Source organism: Bacillus cereus group sp. Bc010 (genome assembly GCF_027716745.1).
GTDB classification, from domain to species: domain Bacteria; phylum Bacillota; class Bacilli; order Bacillales; family Bacillaceae_G; genus Bacillus_A; species Bacillus_A pacificus.
Genome location: NZ_JAQFUY010000010.1, coordinates 65,262 through 83,605, shown reverse-complemented (window position 1 = coordinate 83,605; position 18,344 = coordinate 65,262). Strand labels below are relative to the sequence as shown.

Here is an 18,344-nt window from a genome sequence, read left to right as displayed (position 1 = left end):
TAGCGTATCGCTCTGGATACGCTACCTTTTTATTTTGCTCTTTTTTGCAATTCATTTACTGTTACGAACTGATAGCCCTTTTTAGTTAAAGAGTCTAAAATACCTTCTATGGTCTGTAAATTTTCATTAGACTCATCATACATAGAGTGCAGTAAAATGATAGAACCTGGTTTTACATTTTTATTAACATATTCAATTTTATCAGTTGCAGATTTATAAAAAGTATCAGGTTCAAGGTCCCAGGTGATTGTTTCGATATTGTTTTTCTTTAAATAATAGGGCAGGCCAATTAGTTTTTTCCCGTTAGGTGGTCTAAAATCAATTGCGCCTGTAAATCCTGTTTGGCGGATTAATGAATTTGTTTTTTCGATTTCTTCTTTAATAAAAGAAGGTGTTTTAAAAACCATTCTGTTATGAGAATATGTATGGTTTCCAATTTGGTGTCCAGATTGTACGATAGCTTCTCCTAACGATAGGTTTTTCTCTAATTCATTTCCGATTAAAAAGAAAGTAGCTTTTGCATTGTATGTATCTAGTAGCGGTAATATTTGTTTTACATTGTTAGTAGGGCCATCATCAAAAGTTAAAGCAATCACTTTTTCATTTGTTTCTACTCGATTTGTTAAATCTCCAAAGAATTGAAAGATTCTTGCATTCATCAATTTGTATGTTCCAAATAATGCTACAGTAATACTGAATAATGTAACGATTGTAATGATTATTTTCTTTTTCATAAAGCAACCTCACTATACTTTTCGATTGGACTAAAAAGTATTATATCAAACTAAGTAGTTTCATGCTTTAAAAAGGATGTGGATGCAAGAGGAAGGAATTTATCATATAATGTAATGAAAAAGGTATATTAGGAGGTGTTTACATGGCGATTACAATTCAATTGCCGGACACTGCAGCGTCTCATGCAAAGCCAAGTATGGAAATGGCGATACTTTGCGTGAGGTAGACAAGTAATATACAATCGCCTAAATGAGCTCGTATCATTTTTTATATTTGGCTTTGCACCTTATTGAAATGAACCATAAAAAATAAGGGGCGAGCAGAAATGAAATACGTTAAAGCAGCGACGGTTTTACCAGAAAGTTTAATTACTGAAATTCAAAAGTATATACAAGGTGAAACAATTTACATTCCAAAACAAGAAACGAAACATTATAAATGGGGCACACGATCTGGAGGAAGAAAACAATTAGATGAAAGAAATAAAGCCATTAAAGAAGCGTTTAAAAGTGGAATTGCTATTCATCAACTTGCAGAAGAGTATTTTCTTTCCGGAGAAACGATTAAAAAGATTGTGTATTCTAAATGAAGATAAAAGAGTCTAGTTCAAATATTATTTTGAACTAGACTCTTTTTTGCCTTGTAGGTATTGGATATATTACGTATGAATGGACAAGATAATAGAAAAATGTGCCGTTTTTTTACTATACAGAACATTTGAGTGAAAAGCAGAAAGGTGAGCATTTATGAATCATATTGGACAAATAACGATAGAGCTTTTAATTGGTTTCTTTGTTCTACTAATTGCTACAAAAATACTAGGGAAAACACAAATATCTCAGTTAACACCCTTTGATTTTATTTCTGCTATCGTCCTTGGTGAGCTCGTTGGAAATTCAATATATGATCCTAAAATTAAAGTGTGGTCTATTTTATACTCAGTATTTGTATGGGTAATTTTAATTTATACTATAGAAGTGATAACTCAAAAAATAAGAGGAACAAGAAGTTTTTTTGAAGGGTATCCTTCCATTATTATCCGTAATGGAAAGATTGATCGTGAACAATTAAGTGTAAATCATTTGGACATTAACCAATTACAACAAATGCTTAGACAACAAAAAGATATTTTTTCGATTCGAGAAGTTGAATATATGATATTGGAACCTAACGGAAACATAAGTGTTCTGAAAAAGAGCGAATATGAATCTCCTACTATAAATGATTTAAGTTTAAAACATAAGCCTGTATACTTACCAATTTCATTAATTAGTGACGGAAAAGTAGTGAAAGATAATTTGAGAGAAGCTGGTTTTGATGAAGGATGGCTGTATAAGCAAATAAAACAAAAGGGGATTACTAAGTTTGAAGACGTATTATATGCGGAATGGAAAACAGATGATGGCTTCTTTTGTCAGGAAATGCAGCGGTAGAGTACAAGCTATGTATGTAATGTTTGTTTCCAAGTTATCTTTTACATATCAAAAAACGTAATCATTGTATACAATAAAACTAGATCAACAATTTGTATGGAGTGATAAAGATGGAAGCATTTATTAGAAGTGATCAATACAATTTTATAAAATCACAAGCTTATATTTTAGCAAATGGGCATGCGACGGCAAATGATAGAGGAGTCATTCAAGCGTTAAAATCACTTGCGATTGAAAAGATAATACATGTATTTGAGAATTTAACGGATGAGCAGAAGGAGTTAATTGACACGGTATTAACAGTTCAAAATAGAGAAGATGCAGAATCATTTTTAACGAAAATAAATCCGTATGTCATTCCGTTTCAGGAAGTGACAGCGCAAACATTAAAAAAATTATTTCCTAAAGCGAAAAAGTTAAAACTGCCTGATATGGAAGAACTGGATATGAAAGAATTGTCTTATTTAAGTTGGATTGATAAGGGATCAAGCAGGAAATTTATTATAGCGAAAAATGATAAAAATAAGTTTGTTGGTCTGCAAGGAACATTCCAAAGTTTAAATAAAAAAAGCATTTGTTCATTATGTCATGGACATGAAGAAGTTGGGATGTTTTTAGTTGAAATTAAAGGTGATATACCAGGAACTTTCGTTAAAAAGGGAAACTATATTTGCAAAGATGGTGTAGCTTGTAATCAGAATATGAAATCACTTGATAAATTGCAGGATTTTATTGAGAGATTGAAGAAATAAAATGGAAAACCTCTAGTGCTTAAACTGGAGGTTTTTTATTTAAGAAACGGTAATAGATTTCTTTTTTAAAAGATATAATTTATAAATAAAACATAGGAGAGCTAAAGAAATGTTTAAAAAGTTTTTACTTTCTTTACCGGATGTTTTACTTATATGTATTGTTATCTACATAACATACACAACTACTCTTAGTTTTGTACAGATGTTAGTAATTTCAATTACAATCGGAATCGTTGGTGGTCTTGTTATAAGAATTTGTAAGGATGTATTCACATATATAAGGTGGACAATGAAACAAAGGAAATCTTGAATATGTTAAATAGCTATAAGGAGAAAATAAAATGACTAATAAAAAGAATAAAACTAAAAATGAGATAATACTTTGGACATTAACAGCTGTTGTTTTTATCATTGTATGGTACTTTTTTCAAAGATAAAAATGCATCGTACTTAAAAGGTACGATGCATTTTTATTATTTTTTTTGCCAATTTTCTTTTATAAAATCTGCACGGCCAGATTCTTTTTGCTCAGTAGCATATTTCTCTGGATTTTTTTTATAGAAATGTTGATGGTATTCTTCAGCCTCATAAAAAGGTGCAGCCGGGCGAATTTCAGTTACGATTGGCTCTTTAAACATACCGCTTTCCGCAAGAGTTTGTTTTGATTTTTCAGCAAGTTCTTTTTGCATTTCATTATGATAAAAAATAGCGGTGCGATAAGATGGACCACGGTCAAAAAATTGTCCGCCATCATCAGTTGGATCGATTTGTGGCCAATATAAATCCAGTAATTTTTCATATGGGAAAATAGAAGGATCAAATGTAATTTGTACAACTTCTAAATGACCAGATGTACCCGCTTTTACTTGTTCATATGTTGGGTTTTCTACATGACCACCTGCATAGCCAGAAAGTACTTTATGAATACCAGGAAGTTCATCAAACGGCTTTACCATGCACCAAAAGCAACCGCCTGCGAAGGTTGCGAGTTCGTATGTTTTTTCGGACATTGTTGTAATCCTCCTAAATATATATGTTTTATATAGTATTATATAAAAAGTTTTATTGCGCAATAAAAAAGATTCGAAAATATATGTAGTATTAAAAAAATCAAAAAACATGTTGACAATGAAAAGAACAACGTCCTATAATACGTTTAACAAATGAAAGTTAATTAAGAATTTTCTAACTTTATATGTTGTATATGCAAAGAAGAGGAAAGTAGATGATTATGATCGTTTCAGAGAGCTACTCCAAGGCTGTGAGAGTAGTAACAATCGAGTCATTGAAGATCACCTCGGAGCATCGCTTGCGAAAGGGAAACTGAGTAGAGGGCGACGGCATCGTCTCCGGTAAAAGGACGGGGGTCTAATTGGACCTACAGAGCTTATATTTCGTGAGAAGTATAAGGAAGCTGAGTGGTAACGCGAAACTCTCGCCTCAGCAATCAAAGCTACTAAATTGTAGTAGTTGATTGCTGAGGCGAGAGTTTTTATTTTTAAAAATAAGAGAATGCGTAGAAGAGGAGAGTAAATGATAAAAATTGTTTCAGAGAGCTACCCAGATGCTGTGAGGGTGGTAACAATGTCATCATTGAAGATCACCTCGGAGCACTACTTTTGAAAACTAGTAAAAAGTAGCGGGGTTGTTTCCGATAGAAAAACAAAAGTCTAATTGGACTTGCAGAGCTTATATTTCGTGAGAAGTGTAAGGAAGCTGAGTGGTACCACGATTCCCTCGTCTCAGCAATGGATTGCTACAAGTATGTATGTAATCGATTGTTGAGACGAGTATATTTTTAAAAATTATGTACTGAATATTCTGTTAAAAAATACTCATCTCAGCAATCGATATAGAAATAGATTGCAAAAATAGAGAGAAAAAAAGAGGAGCGATGTGAGATGGGAAATCAGTACATTTATATGAATGGGGAATTTGTAGAAAAAGAAAAGGCAGTTGTTTCAGTATATGATCATGGTTTTTTATACGGAGACGGTGTATTTGAAGGGATTCGTAGTTACGGTGGAAATGTATTTTGTTTAAAAGAACATGTAAAACGATTATATGAATCGGCAAAATCTATTTTACTTACAATCCCGCTGACGGTTGACGAAATGGAAGAAGCAGTTTTACAGACACTTCAAAAAAATGAGTATGCAGATGCTTATATTCGGTTAATTGTTTCAAGAGGAAAAGGGGACTTAGGGCTCGATCCGAGAAGTTGTGTGAAACCGAGCGTTATTATCATTGCAGAACAATTAAAGTTATTCCCACAGGAATTTTACGATAATGGATTAAGCGTTGTATCTGTTGCATCAAGACGTAATACGCCAGATGCTTTAGACCCACGTATTAAGTCAATGAACTACTTAAATAACGTACTTGTAAAAATTGAAGCGGCACAAGCAGGAGTGCTAGAGGCTCTTATGTTAAATCAACAAGGATATGTTTGTGAAGGATCTGGAGATAATGTTTTCGTTGTGAAAGATGGAAAAGTATTAACCCCGCCATCCTATTTAGGAGCATTAGAAGGTATTACAAGAAATAGTGTTATTGAGCTATGTGAGCGACTTCATATTCCATGTGAGGAAAGGCCATTTACTCGCCATGACGTATATGTAGCAGATGAAGTATTTTTAACGGGAACGGCAGCAGAATTAATTCCTGTTGTAAAAGTTGATTCAAGAGAAATTGGAGATGGGAAACCAGGAAGTGTAACGAAACAATTGACAGAGGAATTTAAAAAGTTAACGAGGGAAAGAGGAGTACGTGTTCCAGGATTGGTGGAAAGCTTACTGTAGGTAGGGAGAGGAGTTAATTAAAATGGAGCAACAGTATACAACATATGAGAAATTACAGTGTGAAGATGTGACAGGAGCTGGACACGTTATTCAATGCTTGAAGAATTTAGGCGTAACGACTGTTTTCGGTTATCCGGGCGGAGCGATTTTGCCAGTGTACGATGCGTTATACGGAAGTGGTTTAAAGCACATTTTAACTCGTCATGAACAAGCTGCTATTCATGCGGCAGAAGGATATGCGAGAGCTTCTGGAAAGGTCGGGGTAGTCTTTGCTACCTCTGGCCCAGGGGCGACAAATTTAGTTACGGGCTTAGCAGATGCTTATATGGATTCGATTCCTTTAGTTGTCATTACAGGGCAAGTTGCAAAGTCATTAATTGGTAAAGACGGATTTCAAGAAGCAGATGTTGTTGGAATTACAGTACCTGTTACAAAGCATAATTACCAAGTTCGTGATGTGAATCATTTATCGCGCATTGTACAAGAAGCTTTTTACATCGCCGAAAGCGGGCGGCCGGGGCCGGTATTAATTGATATTCCAAAAGATATTCAAAATGAAAATGTAACAAGTTTTTACAATGAAGTGATTGAGATTCCAGGGTACAAACTAGAGCCTATGCCAGACAGTATGAAACTGAAAGAGGTAGCTAAAGAAATTTCAAAAGCGAAACGCCCACTTCTTTATATTGGAGGAGGTGTCATTCATTCAGGTGGATCTGATGAACTTATCAAATTTGCGAGAGAAAATCGTATTCCAGTCGTATCAACTTTAATGGGACTAGGTGCATATCCGCCGGGAGATTCATTATTTTTAGGAATGCTCGGTATGCATGGAACATACGCTGCAAATATGGCAGTAACAGAATGTGACTTATTACTTGCTTTAGGTGTTCGTTTTGATGACCGTGTAACAGGAAAATTAGAACTCTTTTCTCCCCATTCAAAAAAGGTACATATTGATATAGATCCTTCGGAGTTTCAAAAAAATGTAGCGGTAAAGTATCCAGTTGTTGGAGATGTAAAAAAAGCGTTACACATGTTGTTACATATGCAGATTTGTACACAGACAGATGAATGGATTATGAAAACCGAGGAATGGAAAGCGGAATACCCTCTTTTCTATAATCAAAAAGAAAGTGAGTTAAAACCACAGCATGTTATTAGCTTAGTAAGTGAATTAACGAATGGTGAAGCGATTGTTACGACAGAAGTAGGACAGCATCAAATGTGGGCTGCGCATTTTTATAAAGCGAAAAATCCACGAACTTTTCTCACATCTGGCGGACTAGGAACGATGGGGTTTGGTTTCCCGGCGGCAATTGGTGCTCAGCTTGCGAAAGAAGAAGAACTCGTCATTTGTATTGCGGGTGATGCTTCTTTTCAAATGAATATTCAAGAACTACAAACAATTGCTGAAAATAACATCCCTGTAAAAGTATTTATTATAAACAATAAATTTTTAGGGATGGTAAGGCAATGGCAAGAAATGTTTTATGAAAATCGTTTATCAGAATCAAAAATTGGATCGCCAGATTTTGTGAAAGTGGCAGAAGCTTATGGAGTGAAGGGGTTAAGGGCTACAAATTCAATAGAGGCGAAACAAGTGATGTTAGAAGCAATTGCTCATGAAGGTCCTGTCGTAGTTGATTTTTGTGTAGAAGAAGGTGAAAACGTATTTCCGATGGTTCCGCCAAATAAAGGGAATAACGAAATGATTATGAAGAGGTGGGAAGAATGAGTCATACTTTTTCACTCGTTATTCATAACGAGCCAAGCGTCTTATTACGTATAAGTGGGATTTTTGCTCGGCGTGGCTATTATATTTCTTCTTTACATTTAAACGAAAGAGATACTAGTGGCGTTTCTGAAATGAAACTCACAGCAGTTTGTACTGAAAATGAAGCGACATTACTCGTTAGTCAGTTGAACAAATTAATTGATGTACTGCAAGTAAATAAATTATAGGGAGTGTATGGAAAATGAAAACGTATTATGAGAAAGATGCAAATGTAGAGTTATTACAAGGGAAAAAAGTTGCGGTAATTGGTTATGGATCTCAAGGTCATGCGCAGGCACAAAATTTACGTGATTCTGGTGTGGAAGTTGTAGTTGGTGTTCGACCAGGTAAGTCTTTTGAAGTAGCAAAAGCAGATGGATTTGAAGTAATGTCTGTTTCAGAAGCAGTTCGAACCGCGCAAGTTGTACAAATGTTACTGCCAGATGAACAGCAAGCACATGTGTATAAAGCAGAAGTAGAAGAGAATCTCCGTGAAGGGCAAATGTTACTTTTCTCACATGGATTTAATATTCACTTCGGACAAATTAATCCGCCAAGTTACGTAGATGTAGCAATGGTCGCGCCAAAAAGTCCAGGTCATCTCGTTCGCCGTGTATTTCAAGAAGGAAATGGTGTTCCGGCATTAGTCGCAGTACATCAAGATGCAACAGGCACCGCATTACATGTAGCACTTGCGTATGCAAAAGGTGTAGGGTGTACACGTGCAGGTGTAATTGAAACGACATTTCAAGAAGAAACAGAGACGGATTTGTTTGGTGAGCAAGCGGTACTTTGCGGAGGTGTAACTGCACTTGTGAAAGCTGGTTTTGAAACGTTAACAGAAGGCGGATATCGCCCTGAAATTGCATACTTCGAATGTTTACATGAATTAAAGTTAATTGTTGATTTAATGTACGAAGGTGGTTTAACGAACATGCGCCATTCTATTTCCGATACGGCAGAGTTCGGAGATTATGTAACAGGATCGAGAATTGTTACAGATGAAACGAAGAAAGAAATGAAACGAGTACTTACAGAAATTCAGCAAGGTGAATTCGCGAAGAAATGGATTTTAGAAAACCAAGCTGGGCGTCCAACGTATAATGCGATGAAAAAAGCAGAGCAAAATCATCAGTTAGAAAAAGTAGGGGCGGAGCTTCGTGAAATGATGAGCTGGATTGATGCACCGAAAGAATTAGTAAAGAAATAGAGTAATAGATTGCAAGTGAAAAATACGTAAGAGGGGATTTGACAAGATGAGAAGTGACATGATTAAAAAAGGTTTTGATAAAGCGCCACATCGTAGTTTATTAAAAGCAACTGGTTTGAAAGATGAAGATTTTGATAAACCGTTTATAGCAATCTGTAATTCTTTTATTGAAATTATTCCAGGTCATAAGCACTTAAATGAGTTTGGGAAACTTGTTAAAGAAGCAGTGCGTGCAGCAGGTATGGTTCCCTTTGAATTTAATACAATTGGAGTAGATGACGGTATTGCGATGGGGCATATCGGTATGCGTTATTCGCTTCCGAGTCGTGAAATTATTGCAGATTCAGTAGAAACGGTTGTAAATGCACATTGGTTTGATGGTATGATTTGTATTCCAAACTGTGACAAAATCACACCTGGTATGATGATGGCGGCACTTCGTATTAACATTCCAACTGTTTTTGTCTCAGGTGGTCCGATGGCGGCCGGAAAAACATCTAAAGGAGAAGTTGTCGATTTAAGTTCTGTGTTCGAAGGAGTAGGAGCATATCAATCTGGGAAAATTTCAGAAGAAGAATTAAAGGATATTGAAGATCATGGCTGTCCATCTTGTGGTTCTTGTTCTGGTATGTTTACAGCGAATTCTATGAATTGTTTATGTGAAGTATTAGGTTTAGCTCTTCCTGGTAACGGTAGTATTTTAGCTATTGATCCAAGACGCGAAGAATTAATTAAACAAGCAGCAGAGAAATTAAAGATTTTAATTGAAAGAGATATTAAACCGAGAGACATCGTAACAGAAGAAGCAATTGATGATGCGTTCGCGCTTGATATGGCGATGGGCGGTTCAACAAATACAGTGTTACATACATTAGCACTCGCACATGAGGCAGGACTAGATTATGATATGAGCCGTATTGATGCCGTTTCAAGGCGTGTACCACATTTATGTAAAGTAAGCCCTGCTTCCAATTGGCATATGGAAGATATTGATCGTGCAGGCGGGATTAGTGCAATTTTGAAAGAGATGAGCCGAAAAGAAGGAGTACTTCATTTAGATCGTATTACTGCTACGGGGCAAACATTAAGAGAAAATATTGCTCATGCAGAGATTAAAGATAAGGAAGTTATTCATTCTCTTGAAAACCCTCATAGTGAAGAAGGGGGATTACGTATATTAAAAGGAAACCTTGCGAAAGATGGAGCAGTTATTAAAAGCGGAGCAACTGAAGTAAAACGATTTGAAGGACCATGCGTTATTTTTAATTCACAAGATGAGGCTCTTGCGGGTATTATGCTTGGGAAAGTGAAGAAAGGAGATGTAGTTGTTATTCGTTATGAAGGACCAAGAGGCGGTCCTGGTATGCCGGAAATGTTAGCACCAACGTCAGCAATTGCTGGCATGGGATTAGGTGCAGATGTTGCGCTATTAACGGATGGTCGTTTCTCTGGTGCTTCACGTGGTATTTCGGTAGGGCATATTTCACCAGAAGCAGCTGCGGGCGGGACGATTGCACTTCTTGAACAAGGGGATATCGTTTGTATCGATGTTGAGGAAAGGTTGTTAGAAGTAAGAGTGAGTGACGAAGAATTAGATAAGCGTAAAAAAGAATGGAAACGACCAGAACCGAAAGTGAAAACGGGCTGGCTTGGGCGTTATGCACAAATGGTAACATCGGCGAATACAGGTGCAGTCTTAAAAGTCCCGAATTTTGATTGAGCTAATTAAAAAGAGATAAGGATGATATGAAATGGTGCAAAAGGTAAAGGAGAGAGTGAAAATTGAAGATATCTTAATGGCTCATAATTGCATGAAAGATATCGTTATTAAAACACCGTTACAACGTGATACAGTTTTATCTGAGAAATATGATTGTGACGTTTATGTAAAACGAGAAGATTTACAATTGATTCGCTCTTTCAAAATTCGTGGTGCGTACAATTTAATTCAAAGCTTACCGAAAGAACAATTACAAAACGGTGTTGTTTGCGCAAGCGCTGGTAATCACGCACAAGGGGTAGCTTATACGTGTAATTTATTGAAGATTCCGTCAAAAATCTTTATGCCAACAACGACGCCGAAACAAAAAGTATCGCAAGTACAATTTTTCGGTGGTGATTTCGCAGAGATTGTATTAGTTGGTGATACATTCGATAGCTCTTTTCAAGAAGCACAGCGTTATTGTGAAGAAAATAGAATGACGTTTGTTCATCCATTTGATGATCCGTATGTGGTTGCTGGTCAAGGGACTGTGGCAGTTGAAATTATGCATGATATGGAGAAACCAGTTGATTATATCTTTACAGCAATTGGCGGTGGTGGATTAGCATCAGGTGTTGGTACATATGTGAAAGGTGTTAGTCCTGCTACAAAGGTTATTGGGGTAGAGCCAATGGGAGCAGCATCTATGAAAGAGGCTTTTCTTCAAAACGATAATGTCGCATTGGAGAAAATAGATAGTTTTGTTGATGGTGCAGCAGTTAAAAAGGTAGGAAAGTTAACATTTGAAACGTGTAAAGATGTAATTGATGACATCGTTTTAGTACCAGAAGGAAAGGTTTGTACGACGATTTTAGAACTGTATAAGAAAAATGCGATTGTAGCAGAGCCTGCTGGTGCACTTTCTATTGCAGCACTTGATCTATACAAGGATGAAATTAAAGGTAAAACAGTTGTATGCACATTAAGTGGTGGAAATAACGATATTGATAGAATGCAGGAGATGAAAGAACGTTCTCTCATTTACGAAGGATTAAAACATTATTTCATCATTGAATTCCCGCAGCGTTCAGGTGCGCTAAGAGAATTTCTTGATAAAGGATTAGGACCAGAAGATGATATTACGCGCTTTGAGTATATTAAGAAACATAATAAGGAAAATGGTCCAGCGTTAGTCGGAGTAGAGTTAAAACATAAAGAAGATTACGCGCAGTTAATTACCCGTTTTAAAGAAAATAACATTCAATTTATGGAGCTTAATAAAAATCCTGTTTTGTTTGATTTACTTATTTAATAGAAGGAAAGAGTTAGCATCCAAATAAAAAAGATAGATACAAGCAATGGAAATGCTGCTTGTTCTATCTTTTTTATAGTTAAACTATATACTTTCCATATTCAAGAAGGATAAAGCTAGTTAACCAAAAGAGTATCGCAATGCGAATAATTACATACATAGTAAATTCAAAGGTAGTAAGTTTTCGCTCGCGTTTATTTTTTTTAGAAGTCTAACAGAGAAAAATGAACATAAAAGTAGAACGGCTATAGATATTTTATAAATGTTTTCTAACAAACTTACATTTTCTAATAAATCTTTCAGCATGTTCATCACCTATTCTGTAAAGTATGTTACAGAGAAATAGATCTTGCGTTGTCTAGTTTCGTTTGTTTTTTATGTTCCCTGTATCATCAATGTCTACATCAGTTGAAATTGTTTGTAAGTATTGTAGAGCTTTTCTCTTTTCTTCCTCATTTACAGGGGAAACTTGATTGTTACGGATGATATAAGGATTGAATGACATTTGGACATCCTTTCCTTTAAAAGTTAAAGTTAATACGCCAGTTTCGGCACTTTTTCCGTTCACATAACTTGGGAATAAAAAGTTACCTAATGAATAAGCGATAGGAACTTTATTATAATACTCAAATCCTTGTAACCAATGCGGGTGACTCCCGACAATCGCGTCAGCCCCTGCTTCAACCATTTTAGGTACATATTGTTTTTGGTATTCTACAGGACGATTTGATTTCTCAACGCCCCAATGCATATAGACGATTAAATAGTCTGCGTCTTTCTTTTGTTCTTTAATTGTTTTTGTTACGAGATTTAAATCATACCCATTCGCAACACCAGGTTTATTGTCACCAGCTACCCAATTCGTATCAGGCATAAATCGAACGAAGGAAAGAAATTTGAACTTTTTTCCTTTTACAGTCATTTCTCGTGCTGTATATGCATCTTTTGCATTTTTTCCGGCTCCGATATAAGGGAACTTTAATTTTTCTACATGAGAGATTGTATCTAATAATCCATCTTGCCCATAATCAAGTGTATGGTTATTCCCGATATTTACGATGTCATAACCGGTGTTTTTTATAGCTTGAAGCGTGGATGGATCACTTTTAATCCAAAACAGTTGTCCTGGAGCTTTCTTTTCTCTCGTTGTAAATGCTGACTCTAAATTAACGAAAGAAATATCAGCTTTTGTTATTTCTTCTTTTACGTGTTGGAATGGATAATCAGCCCCGTTTTTTTCGATTATCGGACGTAATTGCCAATCGAACATTGTATCACCAGAAAAGGTGAGGGTAATTTCCGGGTCTTCTATTTTCTTCTCGCTCGTTGAAGCAGTTTTGCTAGATTTGTTTTGGAAATCGGGTTTGTCTTTCGCTTTTGAAGTAAAAGAGTGGTTAATTAATACAACAATTGGCGTAATGCAAAAGGCTATTAACAAAAATCGTTTTAGTAAAGTTTTCATAAATACCTTCCCTTTTGAGTTTATCCCGCAATTCAATTAGCAATGAGTCTACAAAAAGTAATTGGTTTATGTAAAGATATAAAAAATGCGGTTTATGTAGTGAAAAACATTTGTTAATATTCTCAATATTAAGTTAACATATAGATAACCTGTAAATCAATGAATAAACCAAAATATAGAAATAAAGAATTCGAAGGGTGAAGAATGAGAAATGGTTATATTAGGAGCAGTTGTAAATGGGATTTGCATTATATTTGGTACTTTACTAGGTAAATTATTTAGTAGAATTCCAGAAAGTATGAAGGGAACAATTATGCATGCAATCGGTTTAGCGGTTACTGTACTTGGACTTCAAATGGCATTGAAAAGTGAAAATTTTCTTGTTGTCATACTAAGTTTAGTAATTGGTACCGTCATCGGGGAATGGTTACAATTAGAAGAAAAGTTAAAACAGTTAGGAGAGTGGCTAGAAAATAAAGTTGGATCGAAAGGGAAAGGGAGTATATCAGAAGGTTTTGTAACAGCTACTTTAATTTTTGCAATTGGTGCGATGGGCATACTTGGTGCACTCGACAGTGGGATTCGCGGAAATCACGATATTTTATTTACAAAGGCAATTATCGATGGATTTATTTCTATTATATTAACGACAACTCTAGGGATTGGCGTAGTATTTTCAGCGATTCCAGTAATTTTATATGAAGGTGGCATCGCAGTTTTTGCAACACAAATTAATAGTTTGGTCCCGAAAGAATTAATGAATCAATTTATAGTAGAAATGACAGCTACAGGTGGTATTATGATAGCCGCTATCGGATTGAACTTACTTAGTATTATTAAAATTAAAGTGGCAAATTTACTGCCAGGTATATTGATAGTTGGAATCATTGTTTCACTTATTTATGGTTACGGTTTAATAGTAAAGTAGTAGGGGATGAAGGTACATATGGAGGAATTTCAATTTACAAAACGTGTTCATAACATATTGAAGATTGCAGCAGAAGAGGGAGAAAGTAATATCATTCAACCAGTTCATTTATTTATTGGCATGTGTAAAGAAGGTACTGGCGTATGCAGCGAGTTGTATATGTATTTGTTTCGTAACGTGGGGACGGATTTTTTAGAAAAACTTTCATTACGAAAACAAGACGATTTAACGGATCAAGAGTATGAAAAAATAGGGCAATATAAGGTATCTTATAAGGTGCTAGAAATTTTACAAATAGCGAAGAAACGTATGGAACGTTTTCAGCAAGTATTAATGAACGAAGGACATGTTATATATGCACTCTTTCGCGCGGATACGTTTATTGAAAATGCACAAATACAAAAAGGTATATTACATATTATAGCTGAGCCGAGAGATTTAGCGGTTGATCTAAAATGTTTTGTTCCTATTTATAATGATTTAACTTGTACTGTCAGAAAGGCTAACCTTTCTGATTTTGAAAAATTAGCAAGCTTTGTTGAAGCAGAATTTGGTGAACGTTGGTTACGTTCAATAGAATATGGATTTCATACATATAAAGAAAATGTACCTATTTATATAGCGGAAAAAGAAGAAGTGATAGTAGGTTTCGCTTGTTATGATGTAGTGAGAGGAAAGAAAGGATTGTTTGGTCCAATGGGCACGGCGAAACAAAATCGTGTGAAAGGTGTAGGGAAGCAATTGTTACATTGTAGTCTGCATAGTATGAAGCAAGATGGATATGAATATGCAATTATTGGACAAGCAGGTCCGATTGAGTTTTATGAAAGAACTTGTGATGCTCGTTTAATACCGATAGGGAATAAGTAACCAACTCCATATACGGGAGTTGGTTTTATTATGAAAATAATGTAGAGATGTAGTGATTCTTATTAGAAAATAGCGGGTTTTGTAGTGAATTTTACATATAAAGCAAATTACTAAACTTTTTATAAGAAAGGGTGTAGAATGGGTATCTAAAGAAAGAAGGTGTGAAAATGGCCAGCTGGAAACGAAATTTAATGATTTGTTGGCTAGGTTGTTTTACCACTGCAGCCGGTATGAGTTTAGTAATTCCTTTTTTATCTTTTTATATTGAGGAATTAGGTGTGACTGGCACTTCTAGTATTGCACAGTGGTCGGGACTTGCATTTGGTGTAACATTTTTAATGGGTGCGATCGTATCACCAATATGGGGAAAGCTTGGTGATATACATGGACGGAAATTGATGCTAATTCGTGCTAGCCTTGGTATGGCGATTATTATGACGCTTATGGGGTTTGTAACGGATGTATATCAATTAGTCGCACTAAGATTTTTAATGGGAGCAGTATCTGGTTTCCTTTCAACCGCAATGACATTTATTGCAGCAGAAACTCCGAAAGAACATTCAGGTTGGGCAATTTCTACAATTTCAACTGGTGGCGTGAGCGGTTCTTTACTTGGTCCATTACTTGGAGGATATTTGTCTGAGTTAATTGGAATGCGCCATGTTTTTCTTGTTACAGGAGCTTTTTTATTCCTTTCCTTTCTCATCGTTTTTTTCTTCTTACATGAAGAAAATCACTCTGCTCAAGCAAAAAAAGTACAAACGAAAAAAGTATGGACGATGGTTCCAGCGAAGCACTTAATTATTAGTTTGTTTGTAACAACATTTATTATTCAACTTGCTAATATGTCTGTTCAGCCAATTGTTACATTATACGTGAAAAATTTAGTTGGTCCTCAAACTGCGCATATTGAAACAATTGCGGGCGCTGTTATGTCAGCGACAGGATTAGCTGTTATTTTGGCAGCACCAAGACTCGGACGATTATCAGATCATATCGGTCCTCAAAAAACGTTAGTTGTAGCGTTGTTTGCTGCAGGAATTATTTTTATTCCGCAAGCATTTGTAACCTCAGCTTGGCAACTATTAATTCTTCGATTTTTATTAGGTATCGCACAAGCAGGATTATTACCTTCCGTACAAACTCTACTAAAACAACATACACCAACCCATGTAACGGGACGAATATTTGGGTATAATCAATCGTTTCAGTTTTTAGGAAATATGATTGGACCAATACTTGGTGGACAAATTGCAGCGCATGCTGGTTTCCAATATGTTTTCTTCTCTACATCATCACTATTGTTTATTGCGTGCATTTGGGTTTATTTTCATAATAAGAACGAAGAGGTATCAGAGAAACGACATTTGGAAGTTAGTTAACTAAGTGAAAGAAAAAAGGATGAGGCAATGAATGCTTCATCCTTTTTTCTTTAAAATTGGAGACAAAGATAACTTAATGTACCAAGCTCGTAACTGCGATGAATGACTTCACCACTATTTTCGCCACTTCCCATAGCGATAAATAAAGGTACAAAATGCTCTGCTCTTGGTACTGCTAATTGTGCATGAGGGGCATTTTTCTCCCAATTAAATAATGCATCTTTATCAGCAGCCTGCATATGTTTAATAATCCAATCATCAAATTCAATTGCCCATTGTTCGGGCGTAGTTTGATTCCATTTCAGTGCTCGTAAGTTATGAACGGTAACACCGCTACCGATTACTAAAATATCTTCTTGTCCAAGTCCTTTTAATGCTTCTCCAATCTTAAATTGTTCTTTTGCAGCAAGGAATGGATTTACTGATATTTGGACGACAGGAATATTTGCTTCTGGATACATGCGATACAAGAGTGTCCATGAGCCATGATCTAAACCTCTCGTCATATTATGATGGACTAGAATACCTTTGTTTTTAAACTTTGTTTCTAACATGGATGCAATGCTAGAAGAACCTTTTGCACGATATTTAATTTCGTATAACTCTGGAGGAAAACCTCCAAAATCATAAATTGTTTCATATTCGTTATCTGATGAGGAAATCGTTAATACTTCACTTTCCCAGTGAGCAGTGAAAATAACAATTGCTTTCGGTTTATACGTTTCTCCAAGTATTTTTAAAAAACTTGTATAATCTGTATCTTGAATAGCGAGCATTGGTGAACCATGTGCTAAAAATAGTGATGGCATCATAGTAGAAACCTCCTAAAAATATAATAATTACTTTATGTAAGTAACTATATAATTTTATATTGTTTTCGTCAACAGAAATAGTTTGAAAGCTAATCGGAAAAGGAAGGCATTTGTCATAATGAAAGCAATTGCATATAATACATAATAAGAATAATGAATAGATATTCATTTTTGAGATACATAATAGAGTTGGGGGCTGACGAAATGAACGTACAGGAAAGTTTCGTTACGGCAATGGATGGATCGGAAATTTATTTACGCAAGTGGTTACCAGAAGGTGAACCGAAAGGGATTATTCAAATTGCACATGGTATGACAGAACATGCAGGTGTTTATACAGACTTTATTGATGCGTTATTAGAAGCAGGGTATGGTGTTTATGCGCATGATCATAAAGGACATGGGAAAACGGTGAAAAGAGAAGAGGATTATGGTCATTTTGAACCAAATGTAGGTTGGAGTAAGGCTGTATCTGATGTTATATTTGTATCTGAAACGATAAGAAAAGAGCAGACATGCCCGTTATTTTTACTTGGACATAGTATGGGTTCTTTTTTATCAAGACGTGCTGTACAACTGAAAGGTGAATTATATGATGGATTCCTTATTTCAGGAACTGGTGGAAACCCAGGGCTTCTAGGAAGTATCGGTCATAAAGTAGCGACAATTGAGATGAAATTACGCGGGGCAAAAACGAAAAGTCCGATGCTAAACTTTTTATCTTTCGGAAATTTCAATTCGCACTTTAAACCAAATCGCACAAAATTTGATTGGCTATCTTCAGATAACAGTCAAGTAGATAAATATATTGCGGATCCATTATGTGGATTCATTTGTACGACTAGTTTTTATCGAGAATTATTTTCTGGTGTGTTAGAAGTAAATAAACTAGAAGAGTTTAAGAAAACACCGCAAAACCTTCCAATACATATTTTTTCAGGAGATCGTGATCCTGTTGGAGATATGGGGAAAGGTGTAAAAGAAGTATATGAAAATTATAAAAAATGCGGTGTGAAAGATGTAACACTGCGTTTATATGAAAATGGAAGACATGAAATGTTCCATGAAGTAAATAGAGATGAAGTATTTCAAGATTTGATTTCTTGGTTAGATGGACATATTGTATGAGAAGAAACCTCACTTTTTGAAGTGAGGTTTCTTTAAGGAG

The 18,344-nt window shown here is 35.5% G+C and carries 18 protein-coding genes, 1 pseudogene and 2 other annotated features; of the genes and pseudogenes, 14 read left to right on the top strand and 5 right to left on the bottom strand.

Translation table 11 applies throughout. The features are described 5' to 3' along the window. Positions 1–29 precede the first annotated feature (29 nt). Positions 30–734 carry a polysaccharide deacetylase family protein gene (locus tag PDQ68_RS13700; RefSeq protein ID WP_061183878.1) on the bottom strand — a complete coding sequence of 235 codons (705 nt, stop codon included), beginning with the start codon at positions 732–734 and terminating at the stop codon, positions 30–32. A gap of 326 nt (positions 735–1,060) precedes the next feature. Between PDQ68_RS13700 and PDQ68_RS13695 the strand changes: the two genes are divergently transcribed. The 4 genes from PDQ68_RS13695 to PDQ68_RS13680 all read left to right on the top strand — a co-directional run bounded on the left by PDQ68_RS13695 (position 1,061) and on the right by PDQ68_RS13680 (position 3,230). Further along, on the top strand, positions 1,061–1,324 hold the full coding sequence (locus PDQ68_RS13695) for a CD3324 family protein (protein ID WP_000878308.1): 264 nt from the start codon (positions 1,061–1,063) through the stop codon (positions 1,322–1,324). Between the two features lie 157 nt (positions 1,325–1,481). Next, positions 1,482–2,168, top strand: a complete 687-nt coding sequence (locus PDQ68_RS13690; RefSeq protein WP_061183877.1) for a DUF421 domain-containing protein — start codon at positions 1,482–1,484, stop codon at positions 2,166–2,168. Positions 2,169–2,278: 110 nt separating this feature from the next. Next, the gene (locus PDQ68_RS13685) at positions 2,279–2,920 is read left to right on the top strand and encodes a FusB/FusC family EF-G-binding protein (RefSeq protein WP_061183876.1); all 642 of its coding nucleotides are present in this window, start codon (positions 2,279–2,281) and stop codon (positions 2,918–2,920) included. 109 nt (positions 2,921–3,029) lie between these two features. Then, entirely contained in the window at positions 3,030–3,230 is a 201-nt protein-coding gene (locus PDQ68_RS13680) for a hypothetical protein (protein WP_000473064.1), read from the top strand. A gap of 163 nt (positions 3,231–3,393) precedes the next feature. On the opposite strand, the gene msrA is transcribed toward PDQ68_RS13680, so the two are convergent. Further along, the gene (gene msrA, locus PDQ68_RS13675; protein ID WP_061131128.1) at positions 3,394–3,930 is read right to left on the bottom strand and encodes a peptide-methionine (S)-S-oxide reductase MsrA; all 537 of its coding nucleotides are present in this window, start codon (positions 3,928–3,930) and stop codon (positions 3,394–3,396) included. Between the two features lie 190 nt (positions 3,931–4,120). After that, positions 4,121–4,366 (top strand) — a binding site (T-box leader). Between the two features lie 62 nt (positions 4,367–4,428). Beyond that, positions 4,429–4,668 (top strand) — a binding site (T-box leader). A 153-nt stretch (positions 4,669–4,821) separates the two neighbouring features. On the opposite strand from msrA, the gene ilvE reads away from it, so the two are divergent. The 6 genes from ilvE to ilvA are packed head-to-tail and all read left to right on the top strand — an operon-like array spanning position 4,822 to position 11,722. Beyond that, positions 4,822–5,721 (top strand): branched-chain-amino-acid transaminase, encoded by a 900-nt coding sequence (gene ilvE, locus PDQ68_RS13670; RefSeq protein WP_061183875.1) that lies wholly within the window; start codon positions 4,822–4,824, stop codon positions 5,719–5,721. A gap of 22 nt (positions 5,722–5,743) precedes the next feature. Next, on the top strand, positions 5,744–7,459 hold the full coding sequence (ilvB, locus tag PDQ68_RS13665; RefSeq protein ID WP_061183874.1) for an acetolactate synthase large subunit: 1,716 nt from the start codon (positions 5,744–5,746) through the stop codon (positions 7,457–7,459). Next, complete coding sequence (locus tag PDQ68_RS13660; RefSeq protein ID WP_016717165.1) at positions 7,456–7,686, top strand: ACT domain-containing protein; 231 nt, start codon at positions 7,456–7,458, stop codon at positions 7,684–7,686. Before ilvB ends, PDQ68_RS13660 begins: the two co-directional genes overlap by 4 nt. A 14-nt stretch (positions 7,687–7,700) precedes the next feature. Continuing rightward, positions 7,701–8,708 (top strand): ketol-acid reductoisomerase, encoded by a 1,008-nt coding sequence (gene ilvC / locus PDQ68_RS13655; protein WP_016717166.1) that lies wholly within the window; start codon positions 7,701–7,703, stop codon positions 8,706–8,708. A 46-nt stretch (positions 8,709–8,754) separates the two neighbouring features. Beyond that, a complete protein-coding gene (gene ilvD / locus PDQ68_RS13650) occupies positions 8,755–10,428 on the top strand; it encodes a dihydroxy-acid dehydratase (protein WP_001255810.1) in 1,674 nt (557 codons plus the stop codon). 31 nt (positions 10,429–10,459) lie between these two features. Next, the gene (gene ilvA / locus PDQ68_RS13645) at positions 10,460–11,722 is read left to right on the top strand and encodes a threonine ammonia-lyase IlvA (RefSeq protein ID WP_000250335.1); all 1,263 of its coding nucleotides are present in this window, start codon (positions 10,460–10,462) and stop codon (positions 11,720–11,722) included. Positions 11,723–11,801: 79 nt separating this feature from the next. Here ilvA and PDQ68_RS13640 read toward each other — a convergent pair. Both PDQ68_RS13640 and PDQ68_RS13635 read right to left on the bottom strand, forming a co-directional pair. Beyond that, positions 11,802–12,028: pseudogene (locus PDQ68_RS13640) on the bottom strand (hypothetical protein). A 52-nt stretch (positions 12,029–12,080) separates the two neighbouring features. After that, positions 12,081–13,184 carry a CapA family protein gene (locus PDQ68_RS13635; RefSeq protein WP_061183873.1) on the bottom strand — a complete coding sequence of 368 codons (1,104 nt, stop codon included), beginning with the start codon at positions 13,182–13,184 and terminating at the stop codon, positions 12,081–12,083. Positions 13,185–13,395: 211 nt separating this feature from the next. Between PDQ68_RS13635 and PDQ68_RS13630 the strand changes: the two genes are divergently transcribed. The 3 genes from PDQ68_RS13630 to PDQ68_RS13620 all read left to right on the top strand — a co-directional run bounded on the left by PDQ68_RS13630 (position 13,396) and on the right by PDQ68_RS13620 (position 16,364). After that, a complete protein-coding gene (locus PDQ68_RS13630) occupies positions 13,396–14,112 on the top strand; it encodes a DUF554 domain-containing protein (protein ID WP_061183872.1) in 717 nt (238 codons plus the stop codon). 6 nt (positions 14,113–14,118) lie between these two features. Next, positions 14,119–14,982: a GNAT family N-acetyltransferase gene (locus PDQ68_RS13625; protein ID WP_080444185.1), complete on the top strand. Its 864-nt coding sequence runs from the start codon at positions 14,119–14,121 to the stop codon at positions 14,980–14,982. A gap of 167 nt (positions 14,983–15,149) precedes the next feature. Next, entirely contained in the window at positions 15,150–16,364 is a 1,215-nt protein-coding gene (locus PDQ68_RS13620; RefSeq protein ID WP_000179308.1) for a multidrug efflux MFS transporter, read from the top strand. A 50-nt stretch (positions 16,365–16,414) separates the two neighbouring features. Here the strand turns inward: PDQ68_RS13620 and PDQ68_RS13615 are convergent, their stop codons facing one another. Further along, positions 16,415–17,176 carry a DODA-type extradiol aromatic ring-opening family dioxygenase gene (locus PDQ68_RS13615; RefSeq protein WP_061183870.1) on the bottom strand — a complete coding sequence of 254 codons (762 nt, stop codon included), beginning with the start codon at positions 17,174–17,176 and terminating at the stop codon, positions 16,415–16,417. Between the two features lie 204 nt (positions 17,177–17,380). Between PDQ68_RS13615 and PDQ68_RS13610 the strand changes: the two genes are divergently transcribed. Beyond that, positions 17,381–18,304, top strand: a complete 924-nt coding sequence (locus tag PDQ68_RS13610; protein WP_001102609.1) for an alpha/beta hydrolase — start codon at positions 17,381–17,383, stop codon at positions 18,302–18,304. The last annotated feature ends 40 nt before the right edge of the window (positions 18,305–18,344 follow it).

Bases quoted from the DNA above. Each gene is read 5' to 3' on its own strand.
- PDQ68_RS13700 (WP_061183878.1), bottom strand. From the start codon at position 734: ATGAAAAAGAAAATAATCATTACAATCGTTACATTATTCAGTATTACT.
- PDQ68_RS13695 (WP_000878308.1), top strand. From the start codon at position 1,061: ATGAAATACGTTAAAGCAGCGACGGTTTTACCAGAAAGTTTAATTACT.
- PDQ68_RS13690 (WP_061183877.1), top strand. From the start codon at position 1,482: ATGAATCATATTGGACAAATAACGATAGAGCTTTTAATTGGTTTCTTT.
- PDQ68_RS13685 (WP_061183876.1), top strand. From the start codon at position 2,279: ATGGAAGCATTTATTAGAAGTGATCAATACAATTTTATAAAATCACAA.
- PDQ68_RS13680 (WP_000473064.1), top strand. From the start codon at position 3,030: ATGTTTAAAAAGTTTTTACTTTCTTTACCGGATGTTTTACTTATATGT.
- msrA (WP_061131128.1), bottom strand. From the start codon at position 3,930: ATGTCCGAAAAAACATACGAACTCGCAACCTTCGCAGGCGGTTGCTTT.
- ilvE (WP_061183875.1), top strand. From the start codon at position 4,822: ATGGGAAATCAGTACATTTATATGAATGGGGAATTTGTAGAAAAAGAA.
- ilvB (WP_061183874.1), top strand. From the start codon at position 5,744: ATGGAGCAACAGTATACAACATATGAGAAATTACAGTGTGAAGATGTG.
- PDQ68_RS13660 (WP_016717165.1), top strand. From the start codon at position 7,456: ATGAGTCATACTTTTTCACTCGTTATTCATAACGAGCCAAGCGTCTTA.
- ilvC (WP_016717166.1), top strand. From the start codon at position 7,701: ATGAAAACGTATTATGAGAAAGATGCAAATGTAGAGTTATTACAAGGG.
- ilvD (WP_001255810.1), top strand. From the start codon at position 8,755: ATGAGAAGTGACATGATTAAAAAAGGTTTTGATAAAGCGCCACATCGT.
- ilvA (WP_000250335.1), top strand. From the start codon at position 10,460: ATGGTGCAAAAGGTAAAGGAGAGAGTGAAAATTGAAGATATCTTAATG.
- PDQ68_RS13635 (WP_061183873.1), bottom strand. From the start codon at position 13,184: ATGAAAACTTTACTAAAACGATTTTTGTTAATAGCCTTTTGCATTACG.
- PDQ68_RS13630 (WP_061183872.1), top strand. From the start codon at position 13,396: ATGGTTATATTAGGAGCAGTTGTAAATGGGATTTGCATTATATTTGGT.
- PDQ68_RS13625 (WP_080444185.1), top strand. From the start codon at position 14,119: ATGAAGGTACATATGGAGGAATTTCAATTTACAAAACGTGTTCATAAC.
- PDQ68_RS13620 (WP_000179308.1), top strand. From the start codon at position 15,150: ATGGCCAGCTGGAAACGAAATTTAATGATTTGTTGGCTAGGTTGTTTT.
- PDQ68_RS13615 (WP_061183870.1), bottom strand. From the start codon at position 17,176: ATGATGCCATCACTATTTTTAGCACATGGTTCACCAATGCTCGCTATT.
- PDQ68_RS13610 (WP_001102609.1), top strand. From the start codon at position 17,381: ATGAACGTACAGGAAAGTTTCGTTACGGCAATGGATGGATCGGAAATT.